General features: G+C 60.0%; 14 protein-coding genes and 2 pseudogenes. 9 read left to right on the top strand and 7 right to left on the bottom strand.

Annotated elements, in window-relative coordinates; all coding sequences use genetic code 11:
- Positions 1 to 225 precede the first annotated feature (225 nt).
- From GH656_RS13560 to GH656_RS13545, 4 genes are all read left to right on the top strand, one after another.
- Entirely contained in the window at positions 226 to 1,434 is a 1,209-nt protein-coding gene (locus GH656_RS13560; RefSeq protein ID WP_153076418.1) for a porin, read from the top strand.
- Positions 1,435 to 1,500: 66 nt separating this feature from the next.
- A complete protein-coding gene (locus GH656_RS13555; protein WP_153076417.1) occupies positions 1,501 to 2,484 on the top strand; it encodes an amidohydrolase family protein in 984 nt (327 codons plus the stop codon).
- Between the two features lie 14 nt (positions 2,485 to 2,498).
- The gene (locus tag GH656_RS13550) at positions 2,499 to 3,125 is read left to right on the top strand and encodes a flavin reductase family protein (RefSeq protein ID WP_153076416.1); all 627 of its coding nucleotides are present in this window, start codon (positions 2,499 to 2,501) and stop codon (positions 3,123 to 3,125) included.
- Positions 3,126 to 3,172: 47 nt separating this feature from the next.
- On the top strand, positions 3,173 to 4,006 hold the full coding sequence (locus GH656_RS13545; RefSeq protein WP_153076415.1) for a cupin domain-containing protein: 834 nt from the start codon (positions 3,173 to 3,175) through the stop codon (positions 4,004 to 4,006).
- Between the two features lie 36 nt (positions 4,007 to 4,042).
- On the opposite strand, the gene GH656_RS13540 is transcribed toward GH656_RS13545, so the two are convergent.
- Entirely contained in the window at positions 4,043 to 5,050 is a 1,008-nt protein-coding gene (locus GH656_RS13540) for a ketopantoate reductase family protein (RefSeq protein ID WP_153076414.1), read from the bottom strand.
- 201 nt (positions 5,051 to 5,251) lie between these two features.
- Between GH656_RS13540 and GH656_RS13535 the strand changes: the two genes are divergently transcribed.
- The 3 genes from GH656_RS13535 (at position 5,252) to GH656_RS13525 (ending at position 8,645) form a co-directional block, all read left to right on the top strand.
- Complete coding sequence (locus GH656_RS13535) at positions 5,252 to 6,124, top strand: fumarate hydratase (RefSeq protein ID WP_153076413.1); 873 nt, start codon at positions 5,252 to 5,254, stop codon at positions 6,122 to 6,124.
- Between the two features lie 6 nt (positions 6,125 to 6,130).
- Complete coding sequence (locus GH656_RS13530) at positions 6,131 to 6,745, top strand: fumarate hydratase C-terminal domain-containing protein (RefSeq protein ID WP_153076412.1); 615 nt, start codon at positions 6,131 to 6,133, stop codon at positions 6,743 to 6,745.
- A 760-nt stretch (positions 6,746 to 7,505) separates the two neighbouring features.
- Positions 7,506 to 8,645, top strand: coding sequence for a hypothetical protein (locus GH656_RS13525; protein WP_153076411.1), 1,140 nt, complete (start codon positions 7,506 to 7,508; stop codon positions 8,643 to 8,645).
- Positions 8,646 to 8,741: 96 nt separating this feature from the next.
- On the opposite strand, the gene GH656_RS13520 is transcribed toward GH656_RS13525, so the two are convergent.
- The 6 genes and pseudogenes from GH656_RS13520 to GH656_RS18090 form a co-directional block, all read right to left on the bottom strand.
- Entirely contained in the window at positions 8,742 to 9,677 is a 936-nt protein-coding gene (locus tag GH656_RS13520) for a PLP-dependent cysteine synthase family protein (protein WP_153076410.1), read from the bottom strand.
- Positions 9,674 to 10,903 (bottom strand): MFS transporter, encoded by a 1,230-nt coding sequence (locus GH656_RS13515; protein ID WP_153076409.1) that lies wholly within the window; start codon positions 10,901 to 10,903, stop codon positions 9,674 to 9,676. Before GH656_RS13515 ends, GH656_RS13520 begins: the two co-directional genes overlap by 4 nt.
- On the bottom strand, positions 10,900 to 11,706 hold the full coding sequence (locus GH656_RS13510) for an alanyl-tRNA editing protein (RefSeq protein ID WP_153076408.1): 807 nt from the start codon (positions 11,704 to 11,706) through the stop codon (positions 10,900 to 10,902). The genes GH656_RS13515 and GH656_RS13510 overlap by 4 nt, the downstream gene beginning before the upstream one ends.
- Positions 11,707 to 11,737: 31 nt before the next feature.
- Positions 11,738 to 12,307, bottom strand: a complete 570-nt coding sequence (locus GH656_RS13505) for a serine O-acetyltransferase (protein WP_246184271.1) — start codon at positions 12,305 to 12,307, stop codon at positions 11,738 to 11,740.
- A 341-nt stretch (positions 12,308 to 12,648) separates the two neighbouring features.
- A pseudogene (locus GH656_RS13500) lies at positions 12,649 to 13,218 on the bottom strand (beta-keto acid cleavage family enzyme); the annotation flags it as partial.
- Positions 13,154 to 13,352 (bottom strand): annotated as a pseudogene (locus GH656_RS18090) (hypothetical protein); the annotation flags it as partial. The pseudogenes GH656_RS18090 and GH656_RS13500, both read right to left, overlap by 65 nt.
- Positions 13,353 to 13,564: 212 nt before the next feature.
- Between GH656_RS18090 and GH656_RS13495 the strand changes: the two are divergent.
- Positions 13,565 to 22,831 (top strand): hemagglutinin repeat-containing protein, encoded by a 9,267-nt coding sequence (locus GH656_RS13495; protein WP_217352255.1) that lies wholly within the window; start codon positions 13,565 to 13,567, stop codon positions 22,829 to 22,831.
- Positions 22,828 to 23,106 carry a hypothetical protein gene (locus GH656_RS13490; protein WP_153076406.1) on the top strand — a complete coding sequence of 93 codons (279 nt, stop codon included), beginning with the start codon at positions 22,828 to 22,830 and terminating at the stop codon, positions 23,104 to 23,106. Before GH656_RS13495 ends, GH656_RS13490 begins: the two co-directional genes overlap by 4 nt.
- The last annotated feature ends 27 nt before the right edge of the window (positions 23,107 to 23,133 follow it).

Genomic DNA, 23,133 nt, shown 5'->3' with positions numbered 1-23,133 from the left:
AATGATGTTCTGTCGCACGGATAAACCCTGGGTGAGGGCGTTGCTTTGCCGCCAGGATTTCGGCCTGCGAAATCTTGGTTTGCGGTGCTTGGATTAGCCACCTCGTCGTGGAAGGATGCGGGCCGTTGGGGGTTTTTTGACTGAAGCTAGAAACTCGCTTGAAAGAATTTAGCTAAGCAGATTGTATGAATCGCTTGGGATTGAGCAGGAAGGAGACATTGATTGATGAATCGACATCAACATCAGCACCGGTATCGGTATTTACTGAGCGCCGTGGTTTGCAGTGTGGCTTGTAGCGTGACGTGTACGGCGCACGCGCAGAGCCGGATCACGCTCTACGGCATCGTCGATGCGGGGCTGCGGGTGACGACGAACATGGGCGGCAAGAACCAGATCGCGCTGACTGGAGGCAATGAAAGCGCTTCGCGGTTTGGCATGTCTGGTGCAGAAGATCTGGGTGCGGGCTACAAGGCGGTGTTTGCCCTCGAAAACGGTTTTACGACGACTACCGGGGTGCTTCAGGCGGGTCTGGAGTTTGGCCGTCAGGCGTATGTGGGGGTGGCGACGCCGCTGGGCACGCTCACGCTTGGGCGTCAGTACTTAACCTTGTCGAGTTTTCTTGGCCCGTTCGCATCGGGTTCGGACTGGGCTGCACGAGGCTCCAGCTACGGCTATCACCCAGGCGGGCTGGATAACGTCGATGGCACTGGGCGGGCGAACCATGCGCTCAAGTTTCTCAGCACCGCTTATCAGGGGCTACAGTTCGGCGCGACATATGGGGTAGGTGGCGTTGCGGGTGACGCGAGCAAAAATGAGCTGATGTCGTTCGGTGTCAATTACGCGGGCGGGCCGTTGAAGCTTGCCGCGGCTTATTTGTTCGTCAAGAATCCGAATTTTTCGCTGTATGGCAACAATGCGAACAGCAGCGCGACGGCCAGCAACATTACTAATCCGGTTTTTCGTGGCTATGCGTCGGCGGCCTCGCAGGAGGTGCTGGGTGCGGGGGCGTCGTATACGGCGGGGTTGATCACAGTTGGCGGGATCTACACCCGCACCAGTCTGGGCAATCTCGGTGGAACCGCACTTGCTGGCCCGGCACTGCCGCCCGGTGTGCAAGGTACGACGGCCAGGTTCAACACGGGCGAGCTGAACCTGAAATATCAGGCGACGCCGTGGTTATTTTTTGGCCTGGCTTATGCCTATACCCGCGCTAGTTCGTATCGCGGCTTGAGTGGTGCGGCGTATCAGGAGTGGAGTCTTGGGGCCCAGTACCTGTTGTCGAAGCGAACGGATGTGTACCTCACCGCGTTACGGCAAACCGCAGCGGGTTTTGATTCAACCGGCGCTCGCGCGGTCGCGGTGCTTGGCTTTGCCACGCCGTCGTCCAGCAATGCGCAAGCGGGTTTGACCTTCGGCTTGCGGCATCAGTTTTAGCCCTGATTTTTTTCTCTGTCTGGCAGTAACGGAACGTTGCTGTCAGGCACTTTGGATGGAGATGAAATGCATAACTCTCACGACAGCAGCCACGTCAGGCTGCCGCTGTTCGATGCGCACGCGCACCTCGTGGCGGATGACCAGACGCGTTATCCGCGCAAGCCGATGCAGCGCGCGCCAAATGCGCCGCCGCGCAAGCCAGGTGTAATCGGCACGCCAGGCGGCAAGGCTGGGCCCAATCCGGTTAACGAAATTCCCGACGTGCTGCGCATGGTGCGCTGGATGAAAGAGGAAAACGTGGAGGGGGGCGTGGCGGTGCAAAAGCGCATGCTCTACCGCTTCGATAACAGTTACATCCTCGATTCGTCGGACTTGTATCCGGAGGTGTTCTCGGCGGTGGTGATCCTTGATGCGGAAGATGCGGGCACGCCCGCGCTGATTCGCCAGTATCGGGAACAACATGGTTTGTCGGGCGTGCGGCTCTTCGGCGGGCGTGAGCCGGATGGCACGATGCCCTGGCTGAATTCGCCAAGCGCGCTTGAAACCTGGGCGGTGGCCAACGCCTATGGCCTGGTGATGAACGTCGAAGTGCTGGCCACTGGTGGCGGTGGTCCGTCGGTCCCGGCCATCATCGAGCTGGCGCGCCGCTTTCCGAACGTCAGAGTGGTGCTGGACCACATGCTGGAGCCGGAGGTCGAAGACGATAACTACGGTTTCGATGCGCGCTTCGTGCCGTTGAGCGCGGAGCCGAACATCTACTTCAAGTTCACCTCGATCAATCTCGACATCTACCGCGAGTCAGATGTTCCCGCAGAAAAAGCGCTACGCGTGGCTGTCGATCTGTTTGGTGCTGACCGGATCATGTGGGGCTCGGATATCGGCACTTCATCGGGCACATACAAGGAAATGGTGCAACGCATGCTTGATGCGTCGAGATTGCTGACGCAGGAAGAGCGGCGCGCGGTGCTCTATACCACCGGCAAGGCCGTGTTTATCAAGGGCGGTGTAACGGACGTGAGCCGTGCGCCAGACCAGCGGGCCGCTGGCTAACCGGAGGCCGCACGATGTTTCTCGATCCGGCGACCACGCCCAACTTCAAGCGCACGCTGTTCAACGCCATCGTGGCTCCTCGGCCGATTGGCTGGATCAGCACGATCAATCTGAAAGGGCAGGTCAACCTCGCGCCTTTTTCGCATTTCAATCTGGTTTCAACCGCACCACCGGTGGTGATCTTTTCGTGCAACGCACCTGCCGATCGCGCTGAGAAAGACACCATCGTCAACGTCCGGGAAACAGGCGAATTCGTCACGAATTTGGTGACCTGGGCGTTGCGTGAGCCGATGAACCAGAGCTCGCTGGATGCGCCCTACGGCGTCGATGAGTTTGAACTCGCGGGCGTGGAGAAAGCGCCCAGCCACTTCGTTAAGCCACCGCGCGTGGCGTGCTCGCCCGCCAGCATGGAATGCAAGCTGCTGAGAATCGTCGAGATCGAACCGACTAGCCCCGGCGAAACGCAGAGCCATGTGGTGTTTGGCCGGATCATCGGCGTGCATCTCGATGAACGTTTTATCGAAGCCGATGGCCGCTTCAATGTCTCGCGCACCGAGCCGCTTACGCGCCTGGATGGCAACCATTACGCCACCGTTGGCCGCTTGACCGAACTGGGGCGTCCCAGTCCGCGTCGAGATTAACCACCCCATCCATTCACGAGTTCATGAGTTCACGCAAGGACATAACAATGACAACCTCAGCCGACGCAGCGGTACGCGAATGCGCGGTGTATCCCCTAGTGCCAGGCGCGCTCGCGCGTGGGCAGAATTTTTTTGTGCACTGGCTAGACGCCTCGGCCGTGACCCGTGCGCGCAGCGAACACGAGATGCTGCTGTTATTGCCTGACAGTACCGGCGCTGAAGTGCAAACCGATGCCGGCACGGAGCGCGTGCCGGGCCGCTCGGTTTGCGTGCTGCCTGCGGGCGAGGTGACGGTGCGGCTGGAAGGTGTGGCACCTGCGGTGCTGATCGCGTCGTCACGTCCTGATCTGAGCGCCGGAGCGGTGTGCAATCAAGCGGATTACGCCCGGCCAGACCCGCGCATCGTTGCGAGTGATACGGGCTTTCGCCGCAAGGCGGGTGCCCGTGCGCTTCAGGTGATGGAGGTAGATCGCATCGCGCCACCGGCTGACAAGCCACGGCTCAAGATGTTTCAGTCGGAAACGCTGAGCATCAACTGGGTCGAATACCACGATGCCCGCGACCGCTCGCAGCTCAGCCCGCACAGTCATACGAATTTCGAGCAAGGCTCGCTGGCTATCGCTGGCCATTTTGTGCATCACCTGCGGGTGCCATGGGGGCCCAACGCCAATGACTGGCGTGACGATCAACACCTGGCGGCGGCACCGGCTTCGATGCTGACGGTGCCGGTGAACCTGATTCACACGACCGAAGGCGTGGGGCCTGGGCGGCATCTGCTGATTGATGTGTTCTCGCCGCCCCGGGCAGATTTCATCGCTAAAGGCTGGGTCGCTAATGCTCAGGAGTACACCCAGGAAAGTGCGTGTGAGCGCGCCAACTGAGAAGAGTGACGCGCGGAACAAGAGGCGGCAGAAAGCTCAGGCCGGATAGAGCCCGGCCTGACGCGCACGCAAACGCGCGAGTGCAAAAATTAGCGTCATCGTGGGAGTAGGGCAGCCGATTTTTGCTGCGCATTCGAGGGGTGCGCCGAGAATCGCATCCAGTTCGACGCTGCGCCCCGCGTCCAGATCCTGCAGCATCGAAGTTTTGATTGCGCCAAGCTGCCGGGTCTGTTCGATTCTCTGACGCGGTTCAAGCGCTGTTTTCAGGCCCAAATGCTTACCTAGCTCAATGCACTCTTGCATCATCTGCTCGATGATGCGGCACACGTCTGCGTCATCCAGCAACTGATCGGTGCGAGCGCTGGTCAGCAGGCTGAGCGGATTGGCGCACACATTGCCCAGCAGCTTGTGCCACAGATCCAGCCGGATATCGGCGCTGACGCTGGTTGGCACACCGGCGGCGCTGAGCACGCCAGCCCATGTTTGCGCGCGGGCGCTGATGCCTGGCACGGGTTCTCCAAGCACGACGCGGCCGCCGCTGTGATGCACGACCACCCCAGGCGCTGGGCTCGAACATGACGCCATGACACTGCCGCCGAGAATCTGCTGCCACGGCAGCGCGTGTTCGATGACACGGTGTGGATCGGCTGAGGTGAGGCGCATGCCAGACAGCGGGACGTCCGGGGCGAAAAAGTACCACCAGGGCAAACCGTTGCCTGCCGACACGATGACGGTATCGGGGCCAATCAATGGCTTCAGTTGAGCGGCTAACTCGGGTAGTGCCTGGGCTTTGAGCGCGAGGATCACGAGCGCTTGAGGCCCCATCGCCGCGCAACTGCCATACGCTTGCAGCGCAATACGGCGAGGCGCATGGCCGCCGCTGGAATACATGAGCCCCCGCGTGGACAGCGCTTGCAGCGTTGCGCCGCGTGCCAGAACCGACACCTCGTGACCCGCCTCGGCAAGTTGCGCGGCGAAGTAGCCACCAATCGCTCCCGCTCCGACTATCCCGATGCGTTGAGGTGCTGCGTCAATTTCGTTCATTGAGGGCCTTGTTCTGTGGAGTGAAGTCCGGGGCGGTGTTAGTTGCGTGCCGCATTTTCATCCGCTTCATGTGACCCGATGACACTTTCTCGCGGCTTTTTGCCAGGCGGAATCTGCGGAAAACGACCTTGCCGGCGAGGCGTGCTTGCCTGATGCTACCGGCTTGGCAAGCTCAACGAACTACCGGACCACCAACCCAGCATGGCTATTGCAAGCGCTACCCTCCAGTACGTCACCGCGCAGCTTTACGAGCGCTCGCTGAAAAAAATTCCCGATGACACGCGCGCCGTGTTGCAGCGCGCCGAGCGCGAAGAAACCCATGCCACCGGCAAGGCGACGCTGACCATCATGTTGCAAAGCGCAGATGCCGCACGCGACGAAGGCGCGCTGGTTTGCACCGACATCGGGATTCCTGTGTACAGCATCAAGATCGGCACACGCACCCAGTTCGATGGTCCGGTGCGTGCCGCGATCCAGCAAGGGTTCGCTGAACTGGCGCGAACGATCTCGCCGCCCATTCTGAAGATGGTGACGAACCCCCTGACTCATGAGCGCAGTTACGCGGGCAAGGACATGCCGCTGCTGAGCTTCGACGTGATTGATGACGCGGATTACGTCGATATCGTCTGCGCGCCGAAGGCGATGGGAACGGGCCGCTGGGAAGCGGTCGAAGCGTTTGTTTATCCGACGCTGGAGCAGATCGAGCGCTTCGTGCTCGATACCGTGCTGCGTGCGGGCTCGCAGCCTTGCCTGCCGTTGGTGATTGGCGTGGGTATCGGTGGCACATTCGATTACGCCGCGCGTCTGGCGAAAGAGCAGGTGTTGCGGCGTTTTGGCCAGACCAACCCCGAGCCGGTGCTGGCCAGCATGGAGCAGCGCTTGCTGGATGCGGTGAACCAGATGGGCTTTGGCCCGATGGGAACGGGTGGCAATTCCAGCGCGATGGCCGTGCATATTGATTACGCCGCTAGCCACGGTTTTGTTCCTGTGGCGGTGTGCTTCAACTGCTGGATCAACCGCCGGACAGCCGCGCGCATTTATAACGATGGCCGCGTGGAATTTCTCGATCACTAGCCGCTCATGACAATCATTCAAGATCTTCAATTGCCGCTCACGCGGGCCCAGGTGCTCGAACTTCGCGTGGGCGAGATGGTGCGTCTGTCGGGCGACATCACGGTCAGCATCGGCTTGCCGACGCACAAGCGCATGGTCGCGTCGCTGGAAAACGGTGAGGCTTTGCCGATTGATCTGCGTGGCGGTGCGTTTTTTCATCTGAGCACGTATGTGCAGATGACGGACCAGGGCCCTGTGCCGCTCTACCTCAACCCAAGCACCAGCACGCGCTACAACACGTGGATGCCGGACCTTGTGCGCGGGCTGGATCTGCGCCTCGTGGGCGGCAAGGGCGGACTGGATGCGGCGAGCGTCGCCGCGTTGCAGGAAACGGGTTGTGCGTATCTGTCGTTTCTGGGTGGCGGCGCACAACTTCTGTCGCGTGCGCTGCGCGGTGTGGTGGCGATGAACTGGAGCGAGTACATCTCGCAGTTCAGGTTGCTGACGTTACGCGTGGAAGGGCTGGGGCCGGCCACGGTCGCTATCGACGCGCATGGCAACAGCATTTACGAGCAGTTGCGCGATGAAGCGCAGCAGCGCTTGCCTGGCATTTTGCAAACGCTGGGGCATGGCGAGGCGTAAGCGTCAGCGTCAGGTTGTCTGGAACTGCATGCGCTGGCTGTACGGTTCTTGAAGCAGCGATCTCCACGATCGTTAGCCTTGCTTCGTTTTGTTGAGTTTTATTTCGTTTCGTTTAGCTTATCTATTCGTTCGCTTAAATCGCGCAGCTTGCATTCGCCTTGCTGCGCGATTTTGCTTTTTGGCGAGATGAAGGTATTGGTCAGAAACGCCCGTGCAGCTTGCTTTCATTTATGTAATTGGCATATTTCTCCCTTGATATCCTGAAATTGTCGCGGTATAAACGGGCGGTTCAGGCCCTATTCCGGGCGCAATAAAACTGTTTCAAACAAGTGTTTGCAGGCTGCACTGCAGGGCTGTGCCGAAGCCTCACGCTGCCTCCCGCGAATGCATTGACGATAGTTTGAGTTGCCGTGGTTTGAAGTTTTAACGGCCGGAATTCCGGCCGATTGCGTGTGGCTCATACCGGTAGCGCGTCAGGAAGTTGACGCTAGCGGATTGGTTGCATCGCTTCCGATATCCTGGGGGACAGGTTGAGGGAGGCGTTTCATGTCCAGGGTGGCGGCCGTGCCATCCCGGTATCGTGGTTCGGAGTGCTCACTCCAGTAACGAGTGCGCGCATGCAAGCAATGAGTTTTTAACTTATCGGGCGTTTAGAACCCGAGTTCTTATGAAAAACGACCTCCTACACGAGAGACCGGACCTCCTGGTACCGGATTTGCACGAGCTTCCTTGTTTTTTACAACCCAAGCTGCGCTTGTTTATGAGCGTCGACATCACGGGCTCGATGCTGTTCAAGCAGATCTTTACGCAAAAAAATGCGACGCTGCCGTTCGACGAACTCGATGAGGGCATGCCGTCCGAGCCGTGGCTGTCGCCGACGCTCGAGTTTTATGAGCAGATCTCGACCATCTTCGATGAACGCTGGCGCACGATTGGCGAGCATGCGCAGGGCGACCCTCATGCGTGGGCCATTGGTGAGCGTCCGACGCTATGGAAGGTTGTCGGTGATGAACTGATTTTCACCAAGGTGCTGACGGATCATCGGCAAGCCTATATCTGCGTCACTGCATGGCTGCAAACCGCGCAGGAATACCGCAAGCGCATCAAGCAGCACAGCGTGGGCCTCGATCTGAAATGCGCGGCATGGCTGGCGGGATTCCCGGTGAATAACGCGGAAGTCATTCTCGATCATCAAGCGGCTGGCGGACTGGTCGCATGCGACAAGGGCGATTACATCTTTGGCAATCTGTCGCGCTTGCATGCGGCTGCGAATCAAGTATCCGATGCGGGCAACGCACATACCCGGGATTTCATCGGTCCTTCGATTGATACGGGGTTTCGCGTGGGATCGGTGGCCTCGCCACGGCGCTTCGTGCTGTCGGTGGACCTTGCGCTGGTGCTGGCGCATACGCTCGACAATTTGCCGGGCACTTGGGGCTACGGCCATTTGCAGCTTTATTACGAAGGGCGCAAGGATCTCAAGGGTGTCACCAATGGCACGCCGTATCCGATTTTCTGGGTGAATGCGGCGACACCTGATCCGTTGATGACCATCGAAGATGAAATCGAAAACCGCACGATGACGCCGGCGAGCCGCGTGAAGGAGTTCTGTGAACAGTTCTTCGAAAAGAACAAGGGCACTCATCTGATGCGGCCGTTTATCTTGGATGACCCGGATGATTTTTTTCGCCGGGTACCACCGCTTCATGCGGAAAAGCTCAACAAGCTGGCTCGTTACTGGAAAAGCGAAAGCGCTCGCCGGATGGTTGAAGAACCCACGCGGCGGGAGCCTGCGTGTGTGGTGACGCTCCAGCGCGAGCCTGTGAGTAGCGAACGCAATGAGCGCAATGAATGCAGCGCCCGGATTGCGGTGGAAAAACCCGACGTGATGCCTGGCTAGCGCTGCTGCTTCTGGGGCGAAAGTGATGCCTGAGTGCGATACCTGAGCGTTTCAACGGATGTGCGGTGGTGGTGCTCATAGCAAAGAAGGTGTGCTTTACCGCAGGTACCACAGGCCGTGGTCGTACATCAACGATAAAACTTTATGCTCGCATGACGCGCTGCGAGCTAGCGTATGCGCTACCGTCAGGCACGCGGCAGCGGTGTTGCCTGCGATAAAGCCGAGGGTTCGGGCCAAGGTTTGACGCGTCTCCATCGCTTCTTCGTGCGATACGGTTCTGACTTCGTTAATCAGGTTCCAGTCGAGAAAAGGCGGCACCACGCCAACTGACATCCCTTCGAGTTTGTGACTTGTAAAGATGCCGTTGCGCGAGTCACATCCTTGCGGTTCGACCAGCACGACATCGACGGCATATCCCGCATGCTTGAGTGCTGTCGCAATACCGGTCAGGCTCGCCCCCGTCCCGGCACACGATACGAAGGTCAGTTTTTTGACCTCAGGCCATGCTTTGAGCTGCATGGCGATCTCGGGCCCGGTTTCGAGTTCGTGAGCGGCGACGCTCGCAGGGTTGTGAAACTGGTCGGTGTAAAAGTAGTGCCGCTCTAGTTCGTTCGCCTGTTCGAGATGCCACTCCACCACCTCTCGTGGCGTCGCACCACGCTCAAGCATGTCGAGCCCGATGAGCCTGGCACCGAACAGTTCGAGGCAGCGGCGTTTGACCGCGCTGAATTCAAGTCCGACCGCAAGCTCAACGGGTACGTTGTGCGCCTGGCATGCAAGCGCGAGCCCGAAGCCGAAGTTGCCACCAGTTTTTTCGATCACGGTGGTGTGGCCCGGAACAATGTCCCCGCTGGCGATCGCGCTTCGAACGATAAAGCGGGCTGCCCGCACTTTGTGGCTGCCTCCCGGGTTGTCGCTTTCGAACTTGAGAAGCAGGCCCGGGTGAACTTCAAGCAGCGGTGTGGCCAACTGCACCGGATGGTCACTGGCAATGGAATGTCGCGCGATGGGTTCGGCCAGTCTCAGCGTCATGATCGAAGCACCTCTGCAGCGGGGGTTTTGGCCTCGCGCATGCAGGCCCACGTCAAACCAGCGGCCGCCAGGCAAAGCACCAGGCAGAGCAGGTTGGTGTTTTGCCAGCCGATTGCGGTTTGCAGCACGGCGGGGAGAAAAGCCCCGGCCGTGGCACAGATGGCGATGATGGAATCGTTGATGCCCTGCATGCGATGGCGATTGTCTTCGGTTAGCACCGAGGCCAGCAAGGCACCGCCTCCGACGTAGCCGAAATTCCAGCCGATACCCAGCATGAGCAGCCCGGCGACCATTGCGCCAAGACTGAACCCCATGATGCCCAGCACGGTTGAGCCAGCCAGCAGGAGGTAACCGGCGAACAGGGTATTGCGGTAGCCGATGCGAGCCAGAATGGCACCGGTCACGAACGATGGCGCGAACATCGCTATCACGTGCCCCTGAATAGCGAAGGAACTGGTGTCGAACGACACGCACATGGAGTCCATCAGCAGCGATGCCTGCACCATCAGCATGTTCATGATGAGGTAGCTCAGCGCTGCCGCGACGATGGCGGCGATGATCGCCGGGCGGCTCGATACCGCGCGTGTCTGAATTGAGCGCGCAACCGGTGCAGCTGCGGCCGCAGGACGCCAGAACATCATCAACGCGGCTGTGGCGAGCCCGAGTAAAACGAAGGACGCATAGCACAACGAAAACGGCGAAAAGTCGCCAACGTCTTTTAGTCCCATCGACAGCAGCGGCCCGCTAACCGCCGCAACGATGCCGCCCGCTACCACCAGCGAGACGCCTTTCGGGCGCATCTCGGGCGCGAGAGCATCCACGGCGGCGAAGCGATAGAAATTGGCAAATGCCACGTACATGCCTAACAAGCCATGCGCGACGATCAGTTGCGTGAAGCTGGCTTGCACCACTGCGTGGTAACCGAGGCCGCCCGCCGCAATCAGAAATAGCGCGCCGAGCAGGAAGCCTTTTTTCCGGCCATAACGCCGCATGAAACTCGCCGCGGGGTAAGTCGAGAGCGCAACCGCTGCGAACTGGACACCGTAGGGCACCGTAGCCCATGCATGGCCGGGAGCCAGTTTGCTGCCCACTAGTGCCGCAATCGTGACGGACACCACCGCTGCAGTCAGATTGATGGCCTGACAAAGCGTGAGAACGTAGGTGGCACCCGGCAGCTTGCCCGGGCCACTTAAATGCGGTTGCGGTGCAGCGCGCACGCCGCTCATTGCGCACCTCCTTGTGAACGGTCGCCGCACGCGTTGGCGTGAAACGGCGCAAGGTCGAAGCTGGCGCTATCGAACTGGCATGACAGGCGTTCTTTACCTGCGCCCATGCTCTTGCGGCGCACGGCGATGCGTCCTATTGGCGCGGTGTTACCGATGTGCGTGCCGCCACACGGCATGACATGGCCTTCGCATTGCCAATAGCGGGCGTCGATATGTTGCGGGTGCGCGTAGGTCGTTACTTCACTGGCGCGAGCGACGAAGTCATTGGCAATTTGCTCGATGGCGCTGACTTCTTCGGGCGTGAAGCGCTCGCTGACGCCAAAGTCGAAGCGCGCGCCGTCGGTGCGGATATGACAGCCGAGGGTCCATGTGAGTGCGTCCGGGCGAATCTGGCCGACGCCTAGATACAGCAGATGCGATGCCGTATGGCTCAAAGACAGTTGAGCCCGGCGCAGGATGTCGATGCTGATCTGCACTTCATCGCCTTTCTTTAAGCGTTCAAGGTGATGAAGATCTTCGGCATGGATGATGTGTTCGACGACACCACCGGTTTGAACATCAGGGAAATCGGGAATGTTGGGGCGCTGGCCGTACATCTTGCGTGCATGAATAAAGCGCATGACGGCTCCGTCAGGCAGCAGGAGCGTGCCGACATCGGACTCCTGGCCGCCGCCCTCGGGATACGCGACGGTAGCGTCGAGTTCAACGTAGTCGCGGCCAATCTTGGAGAGGGATGATTGGGTCTGGGATAAAAAGGTATCCGAATAATAAAGTTTGCTGGTGGCTCTGGAAAATGGAAGCATGGAATGGGTGATCCTGATTGATGCGGTTTGGTTAGGTTGGTGTGGAGGAGGCTCTGGTGCGGATGATCTGCATCTTGGAGCGGAGCGTGACGGTGGAATTCGGCATGATGCTTTGCGTGACCGTGCAATGAGCGCCGACGAAAACATCGTCGCCGATATGAATGTCGCCGAAGATGCGCGAGAAAGCGCCGATCTGTACACGGTCACCCAGCGTAGGGTGACGCTTCATGGACGTGTTGTTTGCGATGCCTGTTGCGCCGAGGGTTACCCCACCGAGCAGGTAGCAATCGTTGCCGATCACGCTGGTCTCGCCGATGACTGTGCCCCAGCCGTGGTCAAGAATGAAGCGCTGGCCGATGTCGCATCCTGGATGGATTTCCGCGCCAGACAGGAGCTTGCCGCGATGGGAGACAAGCCAGGCGCATGCTTCTAGTTCATGACGTGCCGCTGCATCGAGCTTGGCGCAGGTCATGAGCGCGTGAGCAAGCCGGTAATGCAGGGTTGCTTTGTACGAGGTGGAGCCGAATAACGTGGCGATTGGCGAACCGTGCTGGGCCGGATCTTTGGAAAGGAATGCGTGCAGGTCTTCGTGTGCGGCCACGCATGCCTGAGTGAAACAAGGGTGAGCCGCAGTCGCCTCGGCAAATGCGGGCGGCCCGCACTCAAGCAACGCAGCTCGCATAAGGTTGGCAACGGCGTTGTAGGACTGGATAGATTCTTGCGCTGCTGGATGGCCCTGAACCGGTTTCGCCTTGATGGAATCCGCGGTGAAATGAACCCTTGGGGACGGCTCGGAATTCAAAAGTGAATTTAAGAAATCTCTCATTTTTGAAGGTTTTATATAGGAATGCTAGTGGATAAGAATACCTTGGGATCTGGATGCCGTGTTGGGGAAAATGTCGGCTTGGAGAAACGCAGGTAAATGAGTCGCTCAAAATCCCCCTAAAAATTCACCTCATTTGCACCCTTGAGCTCAAGCATCGCGTGTGCTTCTTGGGGGGCGATTTCAAGTGAGAGCCTTTCGATGATCTGTCTGATTTTCAGCACTTGCTGTGCGCTGGATTCGGCTAGCTTGCCGGGTTCGATTCAGAATGAATCTTCGGGCCCGACGCGCAAGTTTGAACCTTGCATAAGGCCTGCTGTGGCGAGTGGAATTTGCTGATGCCCAGCCCCGAGGATGGACCGGAGATAGTCGTTGCCGAATAGGTGGTCTGCAGTGCGGCGCATCTGCATCAGGTCTTCGGGGTGAGAGCCGATACCGCCTGGCAGGCCAAACACGATTTGAATAAAAAACGGTGGCTGGGCCAGCTTGCGTTCGACGAAGTGGGAGAGGTTGTACAGATGGGAGATGTCGTAACACTCGAACTCAAAGCGCGTGCCGTTGGCACTGCATGAGACCAGGATGTATTCGATATCGGCAACGGTGTTGTTGAATACCAGGTCGCGGCTATTGACGAGGCGGGCGTATTTCCAGTCGTGTTGCAGTTTGGTAAAGCGATTTAGCTTGAAGTACTGGTGTGGCGTCGATGGGCAGGAGCATTGCGAAGACGACGTAGTGAAGTCTGGTGAGGGGTTCGGGGAGCTGCTCGTAGTCATAGTCGCGCGAGAGACGCCGGGAGCGGTTGAGCGCAGCCAAAGCTGCGCTCGTTTTCCTGCTTGTGTCTGGTTCAGGTTATTTCATTTTCCTAACATCGCTCTTTTCTTGCTCTAGCGCAGATTCATAAAATGCTCGATAAGCGCAATCCGATTTGTCTAAAAGCGTTGTATTTCGCTCAAAAAAGCGTGTTAACCCAAATCCTCTGATTCATCTGGCGCTAAATTGCCGCTCATTAAAGATTAGTAAAACGAATGAGACCAGATGGAACAAGGCAATAAACGACTTCTGTTCAGCCGTCTGAGAGTGGGGCGCGCTGTGGTTAAAGCAGGTACCCAGGCCACCGTGCAGCAAGTGCAGCAAGTCAGGACGGGCTGTTACGATGCGACGACAAACGTGGCGGGCACTTCAGGTGCAGGACATTGGCCAGTCACGTTTGCACTTCGTCCTGCCGCACTGGCTACGCTCGTGCTGCTCGGCACCCTGCCTGTCTGGTCGCCCGCGCAGATCGTTCCGGGTGGGGTGTATTCGCCGTCGGTCGTACAAACGCAAAACGGCTTGCCCCAGGTGAACCTCAACCGGCCTTCGGGTGCCGGGGTGTCGCTGAATACTTATGGCCAGTTCGACGTGCCCCGGCGCGGTGCGATTCTGAACAACTCGCCGGTGATCGTGCAGACGCAGCAGGCGGGTTTGATCAACGGGAATCCTAACTTTGGGCCGGGCCAGTCTGCGCGGGTCATCGTCAATCAGGTTAACAGCCGTGCGGCGAGCCAGATCAACGGGTATCTCGAAGTCGCTGGCCCGCGTGCCGAAGTCGTGATTGCGAATGGCTCGGGTATCAGCGTGAATGGTGGCGGTTTTATCAACACGTCACGCGCGATTCTGAGCACTGGCACGCCGAACTTCGCGCCGGATGGCTCGCTTGCGGGTTTTAGCGTGAGCCGCGGCCATATCCGCATCGAGGGTGCGGGGCTGATCGCTGGGGCGACCGATCAGGTCGATCTGATTACGCGCGCGGTGCAGGCGAACGCGGCGATCTACGCTAAAAACCTGAACGTCATCACGGGGGCAAATGCCGTCGATCACGACACGCTCGGTGCCACGGCGATCGCGGGTGATGGCCCGGTGCTGGGTGTTTCGATCGACGTGAGCCAGTTAGGCGGGATGTACGCGAACCGGATCATGCTGGTTGGCAATGAGCATGGCGTTGGGGTGTCTACTCAGGGTGTGCTCGCGGCGCAGGCGGGTGAGTTAACGCTGACCACCGAAGGCAAGCTGGTTCTTGCCGGACAGGCTAATGCCAGCGGCAATCTCAGTCTCTTTGCACGCGAAGGCATCGAGCACAGTGGCACCACCTATGCGCAACAGAATCTCAGCGTCAGCACCGCTGGCACGCTGACAAATAGCGGCATGCTCGCCGCGCGGCAGAACACAGTGGTTCACGCAGGCCACCTCTCATCGAGCGGCACCCTGGGAGCGGGGATTAACTCCGACGGAACCATCTCGCAGCCAGGTAACCTGGACCTGTCAGCCAACGGCACACTCAGTGCGACCGGCCGCAATGCCGCGGGTGGGAATGCTGCGCTGAATGGCGCGGCGCTCAATCTCGCGGACAGCCGCACCTCGGCCAATGGCACGCTGGCCCTGCGCGCCAGCGGTGGCGATCTGAACCTGTCAGGTGCAACCACGACATCAGGTGGCGCGCTAAACCTGCACGCAGCCGGGACGCTGACGAACGACAACGGGGTGTTGTCCCCGGATGGTGCGCTGGCCATCACAGCGGGTGTACTGGGCAACCGCAACGGCCAGATACGCTCGGGCAGCACGCTTGAAGTTTCAACTACCGATGGCCTGCAGAACCAGGGTGGCACGCTGCAGGCCGCAGGTGCGTTCTCTGTCAATGCCGGTTCACTCGACAACACCGGTGGTCATGTTGCCGCGCTGGGCGCGGATGCGCTGACGCTGGCGATTGGCGGCCTGCTGAACAACGGCACGGGTGATGCAAGCGGCGCGGGCGGCACCATCGGCGGCAACGGCAATGTGACCGTACAGGCCGGACAAATCGCCAACGTCGGTTCGATTACCGCCGTGCAGTCGCTGATTGCCCACGCGGTGCAGACACTGTTCAGCAGCGGCACGCTGGCGGCGAACGGCAATCTCAACGTCACGGCAGGGACAACGCTGACGAACCGCGGCACGCTCTCGGCCGGGAACCTGGCGGCGCTGGATGCCGCGACCATCGACCACAGCGACGGCACGACCAGCGCCAGCCAGTTCACGCTCCGCGCGACGCAGTTCGTGAATCACCGTGGCCGTATCACACAAACCGGCACGGCACCGATGAGCCTCGACGTGGCGGGCACACTCGACAACACATCCGGCACGCTCCAGAGCAACAGCGACAACCTCGCGCTCAATGCTGCGGCGCTGGTCAACGACGGCGGCAGGTTAAGCAGTGCTGGCACCGGCACGCTGTCAGTCACCGCAGGCACCCTGTCAAACAACCGCGGCACGCTGGCAACCAACGGCGCACTCGAAATCCACGCAGACGCGGTATCGAATCGCGGCGGCAAGCTGGCCGCACAGCGTCACATAACGCTTGATACGGGCTCGCTCGACAACCGCGCGGGCGGCTATGCCGGTGCACGAAATGTGGCACTAACAAGTACAGGCATCCTGAACAATATAGGTGGCACGATCCAGGCGGACGGCACGCTGTCGGTCACCGCACAGTCGCTCGCCAACGATGGCGGCACCCTCTCGAACAGCGGCACCGGTACAACCACTGTCACCGCCAGCGACGCACTGACAAACACCGCCAATGGCCTGATCGGTGGCAACGGCGACGTATCGGTGTCGGGCAACCGCATCAGCAATGCAAACGGCACGATCACCGCAGGCGGCTCAGCGATGCTGCAGTCCGCCAGCACGCTTGATAACCGCGCAGGCCTGGTCCAGGGAAGCGGTACGGTCTCCGTGTCTGCACAGGACGCCATCGACAACACCGGCGGACAGATCGAAGCGAATGCGATTGCAGGCGACCCAGCGTCAACACTGACCCTCACCGCCACAGCCCTCGACAACACAAACGGACGCATCGCCAACACCGGATCGGGTACGACATCGCTCAGCGCGGCCACCATCACGAGCAGCAACGCAGGCGGCGTCGCTGGCGCAGGCACCATCGGCGGCAATGGTGACGTGAGCGTGCACGCAGACACGCTGCTAAACACCAGCGGTGCCCAGCTCATATCCGGCCATGACCTGACGCTTGAGATCGCCGAGCTCGCGGACAACACAAGCGCCACGCTATCCGGCGCGAACAGCGTCACGCTCAACGGTCCCCATGCGCGGCTCATCAATGCAGGCGGCTCGATCCACGGCAACGGCGCGATCACGCTAACCACCGCCACGCTCGACAACACGGCAGGCCGCATCGGCAACGATCAGCGAACTTCATCAGCCAGCGCAGCACATCCAGACAGCGGCCCGGTCTCCATCCACACCGGCACACTGACGAACCAGAACGGCGCGATTGGCAGCGAACAGGACCTGACCATCACGGCAAACCAGCTTACCGGCGACGGCCGGATCATTGCCGGGAACGACGGTTCCATCACACTCAACGGCGACTACACGCTCACCAGCAGCAACCTGATTCAGGCCAACCACAACCTGACCTTCACGACAGCGGGCCGCTTGACGAACCAGGGCACGCTCGGTGCGGTAAACGCGCTCACGCTGAACGCCACGAACCTCGACAACCAGGCAGGCGCACACCTGAACGCCTCGACCACGACACTCAATGCGCTAAACACGATTACTAACGCAGGCCGCATCGAAGGCGATAGCGTGACGACGAACAGCACCTCGCTGCTCAACACCGCAACGATCATCGGCAACACCATTACGCTGAACGCCAGCCAGGTCATCACCAGCAGCGGCACAGCGGCTGTGATGGCTGCTGCTTCGCAACTGAACCTGTATTCGCCGGGCAGGATCACCAGCACCGGCGGTGCAAACCTCTTCAGCCTGGGCGACATCAACCTCGCCGCAGACAGCACACGCGATGCGAACGGCGTGCTCGCCCATCGCACACATTCGGTGACGAACGACCAGTCCACCATCGAAGCCCAGGGCAGGATCGAGATCGCCACACAGACGCTGACCAACACCCGCCCCGCACCCCGCATCGAAACCGTCACGACCGCTGTGACGACCGCTCACCAGACCAAACGCGACAAATACCTCGCCTGCACCACCGGCAACGCCGACAGGGGCTACTGCACCCAGGCGATGTGGGACAACGGCTACCGCCATCCGCTGAATGAAACGTTCAGTAGCACTGATGTCATTACCAAAACCAGCGGCCCGAACGCGGTAGACCGCACACTGGTCGTACAGCGCAACGGCCAGCCACTGACGATCTACTACAACACGCTCACCCCCAACGCTGACGGCACGCTCAGCGTCAGCTACTGGGACGGCTACGACCCGCACATCAACTACGACCCCGGAACCGAATACGCGTCACACAACGACGCCCACAAGGGCTACCAGCGTGTAGAAATTGCCCGCGACACGACCACCACCACCCAGCAGGACAGGGTCACTGGCCCGCAGGCACAGCAGGCGCAGATCATCGCGGGCGGCAAGATGGTGCTCGCCAACGTTGGCACACTGAACAACCTGCACAGCGCGATGGCCGCAGGCGATTCAATCCAGATCGGCAGTGCTGACGCGACTGGCGATGTGGCGAGCGGCAGTTACGGCGGCACGCTGGTCAACAACACTGGCCAGACGCTGTACCAGCACCAGAAGCAGGACATCGTTTCGACCTACGCCTGGAACGAGAACATTGCGCGCGACCGTGGCCCGGTGGTACAGCCATCAGTGGTGCTCACGCCTGTTGCTATTGGCGGCACAGGTGGCACGATCATCGCTAGCCACGCTGTAAAAATCAGCGCAACTGATATCAGCAACACGAACGTGACCGCCGCCAGTTCAGCCACCGGTGCGACCGGTGGCACGCTGGGGGCGAATGGCGTCGTGGGCGGCATCAGCGGCACAGGTACGCAGACGGTTGATCTGGCCACCGGGCAGACACAGACCATCAACGCACCGCAATCCATCGCCGGACCCGGCGGCGCACTGACGGTCACCCTGCCATCGAGCGGGCTGTACACCGTTAACTCCGCGCCCAGCGCGTCATATCTGGTCGTTACTGACCCCCGCCTCACGCGCTACGCAAACTTCATTTCCAGCGACTACATGCTGGGAGCACTCGGGCTCGACCCGTCTAAAATCATCAAACGCCTCGGCGATGGCGTGTACGAAGCCCGGCAGGTACGCAACCAGATCACCCAGCTCACTGGCCGGGTTTATCTCCAGGGCTACACCAGCCACGAGGACGAATACCGCGCGCTGATGAACAGTGGGGTACGTGTTGCGCAGGCATTCAACCTGCAACCCGGCCTCGCGTTAAGCGCCGCGCAGATGGCAGCGCTCACCAGCGATATCGTCTGGCTGGTGAACCAGACGGTGACGCTGCCCGATGGCACGACGCAGACGGTGCTCGCACCAGTGGTGTATCTGGCGCAAACGCACGCGAATGACCTGCAGCCGGCCGGAGCGCTGATCGCTGCCGATGAGGTGGAGATCCGCGCCACGGGCAGCGCGATGAACGCGGGCGTTATCAAGGGCGGCACGCAGACAGTTCTCGCCGCGACCAGCATCCTGAACCGGGGTGGCTTGATAGGCAGCAGCACGGACACCGGCACGACTGTGGTTTCCGCGACGCATGACGTGGTGAACGCGTCAGGCCGCATCACGGGCAACCGCGTCGCGGTGCTCGCCGGACATGACATCGTGAACACGACGCTGGTGGATACAGCAGGCGTTAGTTCGGCAGCAGGCCAGAGCAGGATCAACCAGAGCCTGCCCGGCGCACAGGGCACGATGGCCGCGACGGGGGACCTGCTGGTGATGGCGGGCCATGACCTTGTGGTTCACGGTGCGGGCATCGCTGCAGGCGGCAATGCGCAGATCACAGCGGGACACGACATCACGGTGGATACCGTGCAGTTGGACACATCACAGTCGGTGACCAGGAATGCCGACCATCACTGGGAAGCCTCCAGCACGATGCACCAGACCAGCGCCCTTACTTCAGGCGGAAGCCTCGCATTGCAGAGTGGCAACGACACGGCGCTCAATGGCGCGACGCTCAATGCAGGTGGCGATTTGTCCGCCATCGCCGGTGGCAACCTGAGCGCAACGAACGTCACCAACACCACGACCTACAGCAACGTCGCCACCGGCGACAAAACCCGTCAGCAAACCGACCGCCGCTACGACGAACAGACTATCGGGGCGAACATCCGCGCAGGCGGCAACGCAACACTCGCGGCCGTGAGCACCGACCAGGGTAAAGGCAACATCACGCTCACCGGTTCTTCACTGGCAGCCGGCAGCGGCGCAGCAACTATTGCTGCCACGGGCGACGTCCACATCAGCGAAAGCCGCGAGGAACACGATGCGTACTCCGCGACCGAATCGAAGCGCGGCAGCTTCGTACACGGCTCGACCACTCAAACGATGCAGGACACGCAGGCGAACCTCGGCGTGGGCAGCACCCTATCCGGCGAGACAGTGACCGTCAGCGCGGGCAAGAACCTGAACGTGCAGGGCTCGACCATCGCGGGCACACACGACGTGAATCTGGCGGCCGCAGGCAACATGAACCTCACCGCCTCGCAGGACACGCAAACCAGTTCGGGCTACAACCAGAAGCACGAATCCGGCTTCGGCACGGGGGGTGGAATCGGCATTTCGGTGGGCAGCAAGACGCAGACTGACACCGCGAACACCACACAGGTGACACACACCAGCAGCACCGTCGGCTCACTCGGCGGCAACCTCAACCTCAGCGCAGGCAAAGACCTGCACGTCACGGGCAGCGATCTGGTCGCGGCACAAAACCTGACCGGCACCGGCACGAACATCACGCTTGACGCTGCTGCCGACACGCAGCACCACGACGAGACACACGAAGTCAAACAGAGCGGTTTTACGCTCGCGCTCAAGGCCCCGGTGATCGACGCGGTGTCCAATACCGTTGACCAGGCCCATGCGGCGAGCCGCAGCCAGGATAACCGCGCGGCCGCCCTGCACGGCATGGCGGCGGCCAGCGGTGCGATAGATTCGTCAGGCGCGGCTGGCGCGGCCCTGGGCGAACTGGCCAGCGGACAAATGCCCTCGGCCAGGATCGAACTCAGTTACGGCAGCAGCCACAGCAAACGCACTTATGCCGAAGACAGCACAACGCATCGCGGCTCGAAGGTGACGGCAGGCGGCACGGCCGCGTTGGTGGCGAAGGGTGAAAGCACGCCGGGCAGCGGCAACCTGACAATCGCCGGTTCAAACGTGAACGCGAACGACGTGATCCTGGCGGCAAAAAATCAGGTCAGTCTCGTGAACACCACCGATACCATCTCGACGCGCAGCAGCAACGAATCTGGCAGCGCAAGCGTTGGTATCTCCTATGGCACACAGGGCTTCGGCATCTCTGCGTCGATGTCGAAGGCCCACGGTAATGGCCGCAGCGACAGCGCGACGCAGAACAACACGCACGTAAGCGCAGCCAGCACCGCGACGATCATTTCGGGCGGCGACACGAACATCATTAGCTCGAACCTCAACGGCCGCCAGGTGAGCGCCAATGTTGGCGACAACCTGAACATGGCGAGCGTGCAGGACACGATGTCGAGCGCCGCGCATCAGGAAAGCAGCGGAGGAGGATTTACGCTCAGCCAGGGCGGTGGCAGTGCAAGCTTCAGCCACACCAGCGCGAACGCCAGTGGCAATTACGCGGGCGTGAACGAACAGGCAGGCATTCAGGCCGGTGACGGCGGATTCGACATCAGCGTTAAAGGCCATACCGGTCTGAACGGTGCCTATCTCGCAGGCAGTGCTGATGCGTCGAAAAACACACTCACGACCGGCACCCTCACCTTCTCAGATATCAGCAACACGTCGAACTACAAGGCATCGAGCAGCGGCTTCAGCGCAGGCGTGAGCACTGGCGATGGAGGGGCGAACTACAGCACCCATGGCAATACCTCAGGGAAGAACACCGGCGGTGGCACCCCAATGCTGAGCCAGAATGACAGCGGCAACGACAGCGCGACCACGCGTAGCGGGATCAGCGCGGGCACGATCAGCGTGACCGATGCAGCCAGCCAGAGACAGGACATCACCAGCCTGAACCGTGACGCGTCGAACACAAACGGCACGATCGCCAGGCTACCGGACGTGAACAACCTGCTCGAGCGCCAGGCAGACATGATGGCGGCGGCCAGCGCAGCGGGTGAAGCGGTATCACGGCGGATTGGAGACTTTGCACAGTCGAAGTACGACGAAGCAAAGGCGAGCGGCGATCAGGCCGGGATGGAGGCGTGGAAGGAAGGCGGCACGGCGCGAGCGGGCATGCAGGTGGCGGGAGCGGCAATGGTGACTGGCCTTGCGGGTGGAAACGCGCCTGGTAGTGCAGCGGGTGCCGGGATCGCATCGATTGCAGCGGGCAAGCTGAATGAAATTAGTGCTGCAATTGCAGGTTCAAACCCGACCGGCAGTGCTGACATCAACACCGCCCTTGGCAACATCGTGGCGAACGCGATAGCGACAGGCGCGGGTGCCGCAGTGGGCGGGAATGCGGGGGCGGTTGCTGGGGGGAATGTGGACCGGTTTAACCGGCAACTTCACCACGATGAGAAAAGCGCAATAGAAAAGAAGGCAGGCAAGGACAAGGCCGAAGAGGAACGGCTGACAAAAGCGGCATGTCTTGCGGTGAAATGCTGGGCGGAATTCAAGCCGGGCAGCGACGAATACAACAGGAACTATGTCAGCCAGGTTGAGGCATCACAGTTGCAGCCGGAAATCGACTGGGTGAACCGGCAGAAGGAAGCGGGACTGTTCAACTACACGCCGGGGCAGAAAATCGGCGATGCGGTGAAGAGCGATCCGGTGGGTGTGGCAAAGGACACGGCCAAAGTTGTACTCGGTGGAGTAACGGCTAATACGGGGGCTGGTATCTGTGCAACGACCGGGGCTGGTTGTGCAACTAGCGGAGCCTGGATGGTTGGCTTTGGCGTAGGAGATATGGCTGAAGGTGCAGATGGGCTATACAACCGCTATAACGGGATTAATTCACCAGGCGTCAATCCATTACGCTGGGGAACTAATCAACTTGCGCCGATGTGGGGCAATGCTATATTCGACGGGCTGAATTTTACTGCTTCTGTTCTGGCTTTGAGAGCACAAACTCCACTAAAGATGGGTGTTGCCGATGGGTTGAACCGTCCGGGTTCAATGTTCGGCGTCACGGTACCACGCATGAACAACAACACTCTGATTCCATTCGTTAATCAGGCCGCACCCTATGGAACGACACAGGGCATTCTGTTGTTTGGAGTGGGCTCTAAGGGCGCGACGGTTATCAATGACGTTCGTCGCTCAGGAGACCAGAAATGAATTGGAGACGGCTATATGCAACGGTAGAGATTTACCTGACGCTTGGACTATTTTCATTATTTGGTGCTGGATGCTGGGCCTTTGTAATTGCTGGAATTTTACGACTTACTTTCCAGATTGATGAAAACAAGGCGATCTTATTAATTGGCTTGCCTCTTTTTATAGTCTTAACAATCTGGTTTATCCGGTTATTACCAAAGCATCTGCGTAAAGCCGGAATATTAAGCGATGAACCAGAGAAATTTGGCCCGTGGTTCAAGGACAGGAAAAGCTGAAAAAAACAAACCCAGCGCTGTACGGCT

The organism is Paraburkholderia bonniea (genome assembly GCF_009455625.1).
Lineage (GTDB): Bacteria > Pseudomonadota > Gammaproteobacteria > Burkholderiales > Burkholderiaceae > Paraburkholderia > Paraburkholderia bonniea.
The sequence above is the reverse complement of the archived record's forward strand: the minus strand, read 5'-3'. Positions and strand labels throughout refer to the sequence as shown.

What these genes read in the sequence shown, in the direction of transcription:
- GH656_RS13525 (WP_153076411.1), top strand. Translation starts at nt 7,506, where the DNA reads ATGAGCGTCGACATCACGGGCTCGATGCTGTTCAAGCAGATCTTTACG.
- GH656_RS13545 (WP_153076415.1), top strand. Translation starts at nt 3,173, where the DNA reads ATGACAACCTCAGCCGACGCAGCGGTACGCGAATGCGCGGTGTATCCC.
- GH656_RS13490 (WP_153076406.1), top strand. Translation starts at nt 22,828, where the DNA reads ATGAATTGGAGACGGCTATATGCAACGGTAGAGATTTACCTGACGCTT.
- GH656_RS13510 (WP_153076408.1), bottom strand. Translation starts at nt 11,706, where the DNA reads ATGCTTCCATTTTCCAGAGCCACCAGCAAACTTTATTATTCGGATACC.
- GH656_RS13555 (WP_153076417.1), top strand. Translation starts at nt 1,501, where the DNA reads ATGCATAACTCTCACGACAGCAGCCACGTCAGGCTGCCGCTGTTCGAT.
- GH656_RS13550 (WP_153076416.1), top strand. Translation starts at nt 2,499, where the DNA reads ATGTTTCTCGATCCGGCGACCACGCCCAACTTCAAGCGCACGCTGTTC.
- GH656_RS13535 (WP_153076413.1), top strand. Translation starts at nt 5,252, where the DNA reads ATGGCTATTGCAAGCGCTACCCTCCAGTACGTCACCGCGCAGCTTTAC.
- GH656_RS13495 (WP_217352255.1), top strand. Translation starts at nt 13,565, where the DNA reads ATGGAACAAGGCAATAAACGACTTCTGTTCAGCCGTCTGAGAGTGGGG.
- GH656_RS13530 (WP_153076412.1), top strand. Translation starts at nt 6,131, where the DNA reads ATGACAATCATTCAAGATCTTCAATTGCCGCTCACGCGGGCCCAGGTG.
- GH656_RS13515 (WP_153076409.1), bottom strand. Translation starts at nt 10,903, where the DNA reads ATGAGCGGCGTGCGCGCTGCACCGCAACCGCATTTAAGTGGCCCGGGC.
- GH656_RS13520 (WP_153076410.1), bottom strand. Translation starts at nt 9,677, where the DNA reads ATGACGCTGAGACTGGCCGAACCCATCGCGCGACATTCCATTGCCAGT.
- GH656_RS13560 (WP_153076418.1), top strand. Translation starts at nt 226, where the DNA reads ATGAATCGACATCAACATCAGCACCGGTATCGGTATTTACTGAGCGCC.
- GH656_RS13540 (WP_153076414.1), bottom strand. Translation starts at nt 5,050, where the DNA reads ATGAACGAAATTGACGCAGCACCTCAACGCATCGGGATAGTCGGAGCG.